General features: G+C 63.0%; 4 protein-coding genes. All 4 read left to right on the top strand.

All coding sequences use genetic code 11. The annotated features are described in order from the left end of the window. Window positions 1–354, top strand: a 354-nt coding sequence (locus tag GX515_05055) for a hypothetical protein (GenBank protein ID HHY32386.1), incomplete at its 5' end; no start/stop codon positions are given. 2 nt (window positions 355–356) lie between these two features. Then, window positions 357–902 (top strand): hypothetical protein, encoded by a 546-nt coding sequence (locus GX515_05050; protein ID HHY32385.1) that lies wholly within the window; start codon window positions 357–359, stop codon window positions 900–902. 634 nt (window positions 903–1,536) lie between these two features. After that, window positions 1,537–1,767: a hypothetical protein gene (locus tag GX515_05045; GenBank protein ID HHY32384.1), complete on the top strand. Its 231-nt coding sequence runs from the start codon at window positions 1,537–1,539 to the stop codon at window positions 1,765–1,767. After that, on the top strand, window positions 1,653–2,350 hold a 698-nt coding region (locus GX515_05040; protein ID HHY32383.1), incomplete at its 3' end, for a polysaccharide biosynthesis protein. The genes GX515_05045 and GX515_05040, both read left to right, overlap by 115 nt.

Here is a 2,350-nt window from a genome sequence, read left to right as displayed (position 1 = left end):
TGGCAGCTTTTCAATCTCAAGCTGATCACCGAGCGGGAACGGACTAGACTCCTGGCTGCGGACCAGGACGGGTCAGGGCGGACGCTGTCGCGTATGCTCGGCATTGACGCCGAGGTCCAATGCGAAGGCTCTGTTGAAGCCGGTGAGGGGCAGGTTGTTCTTCCAACCAGGTTGCGCCTCGCTCGACGGCGACTGCTCCACCTTGCTCTGGAGGCGCTTCAGCACGAGGTCATCTCCCGCCGAAAGTTCCAGGAACTTGTGCGCCTTGGGGACTTCGACCCCGACGAGCTCGGAGCGACTCTGGAGAGGATCGAGTCACCAACTGGGCCCTCGGGTTCGGAAGGCGAGGGCTAGCCTTGGATATCCTCCTCGATACCAACGTCATCATTGACCTCATCGAGTGGGCGTGTCTTGCCCGCGTGTTGGAGGCCGGAGCGTTCCGCTTCTGGATAGTGGAGAACGTGAGGGAGGAGGTCACGGACCTGAGGCAACGGGCCATTCTAGAGGAGCAACTGCAGAGGGGCGCATTACGCCAGACTCGTGTCGACGACATCAAGGAACTGGAAACCTATGTGGAGCTCCGGGCAGTCCTGGCAGATGGCGAAGCAGCGAGCATAGCTGCAGCAGTCCATCGGGGCTGGGCTTTCGCCACGTACGAAAAAGGCCGGACGGAGCGGGAGGCGCTTCGTCGTCTGGTCCCTAGCCGGTATCTGCGGACGCCGCACCTTCTTGTGGCAGCTATTGAGGAGGGATGCATGACGCTCGAGGATCTTGATACGGCGCTTGCGACGCTGTCATCAGTCCTCCCGAAGGGCGAAAGAACTCTGCACCGCCTTGCTCACTTTGAGACGATGAGAAATGAGATCCAGCAGATACTGGGAATTGCCGGGCAGGAGGAGTAGTGAAGTCCGGCCTCTATGTCCTGTGTACTGCCCCTACATTGTGGAAAGGTCACCAACGTCCAATGAACCACCCAGCCCAACCCACCTTCTTCGGGCTCCTGGAGGTCTACTTCTCTCGTGGTGCAGCTAAGCCGGGCGACCCGCACAAACGGGCTGCCGCGGGGCCCTGCCGGGAGGGTTGAGCCGCCTTCCGGTGTTGCCGTGGCGATCAATTCGCGCCATGGCAAGCTCGCCACCATTCGCGCGGTGACGTCCGCTTTCAGTGAGTCACTGGGGAGCGACCCCCTAGTGAACGCATTCAGCAGGCAGGGCCGAGGGTTGAGTAGTACTGCTGGAAGGTGGAGGCGGCGTTGTGGGCAAGTGAGATAACCGTTAGCTGATCTATTCGGCTTCTTGCAGATCCACTCTCCGGCGGGCTTCTCGCCTCGAAGAAGTGTAACAGAGGTGATGGCTTGGTTCCTTAGCAGCAGCGCAAGGAACCTAGAGAGAATGTGGCCCCTGAGGTGCCGTCATACCTACGGAACATTGTCCCTGCAGCAACCGCCAGACGGTCTTGTTGCCAGCCTGACCAGCTCGACTCCGCTAGAGTTCGTCGCGCCTGGCAGCGGCATGCGCCTTGAGAGGAGCGGAGCCTATGTTCGTGAACATCGAGCCCGACACCGCGAACATTGGTCCGGACCTCATCGAAGACGCCATCACTGAAGACGCTATCGCTTCCCATACGAAAGCCACTCCCCCGGGTGCCGCCTTCTGCGCGTCCAACCAGCCACCGGGGAGCCAGCCTCAGTCCGCGTGGAAATCCACGGCCAGCTGGCAAGGCTCGAGGTCATCCGCGAGATCGCGGACCGCCACGGGCTCGTGGTGATCGAGGACTCCTGCGAGTCCCTGGGGTCCGAATACAAGGCCACGAAAGCCGGGAACGGCGCGTTCTCGCACCGGGCGGTGTTCGCGTTCTATCCCAACAAGCAGATCACCACGGGCGAGGGCGGGATGATCGTCACCGACGACGACCGGATAGCGCGCCTCTGCCGGAGCATGTGCAACCAGGGACGGGGGGAGGCCGGGGTGTGGCTCTCCCACGAGCGCGTCGGCTACAACTACCGCATGGACGAGCTTTCGGCCGCGCTCGGGGTCGCGCAGATGTCGCGCATCGAGGAGATCATCGCGAAGCGCGAGCGGGTGGCGGCGATGTATGCGGAGCGCCTCGCGAGGGTGCCGGGGGTGCACCTGCCGTATGTGGCGCCCGAGGTGACGCGGATGAGCTGGTTCGTGTATGTGATCCGGGTCGGCGTGGACGAGCCCACCCCCGGGCGCCAGTCCGCCGTGCGCGACCACGTGATGCGGCGCTTCCAGGAGGCGGGGATCGGGTGCCGCCCGTACTTCACCCCCATCCACCTGCAGCCCTTCTACCGCGCCGAGTTCGGCTTCAAGGAGGGGGACTTCCCCGT

The sequence above is a fragment of the Bacillota bacterium genome (assembly GCA_012842395.1).
Classification (GTDB): domain Bacteria; phylum Bacillota; class SHA-98; order UBA4971; family UBA4971; genus UBA6256.
Note: the sequence above shows the minus strand (reverse complement) of the source record. Positions and strands in the feature narration are given on the sequence as shown.

What these genes read in the sequence shown, in the direction of transcription:
- GX515_05045 (HHY32384.1), top strand. Translation starts at nt 1,537, where the DNA reads ATGTTCGTGAACATCGAGCCCGACACCGCGAACATTGGTCCGGACCTC.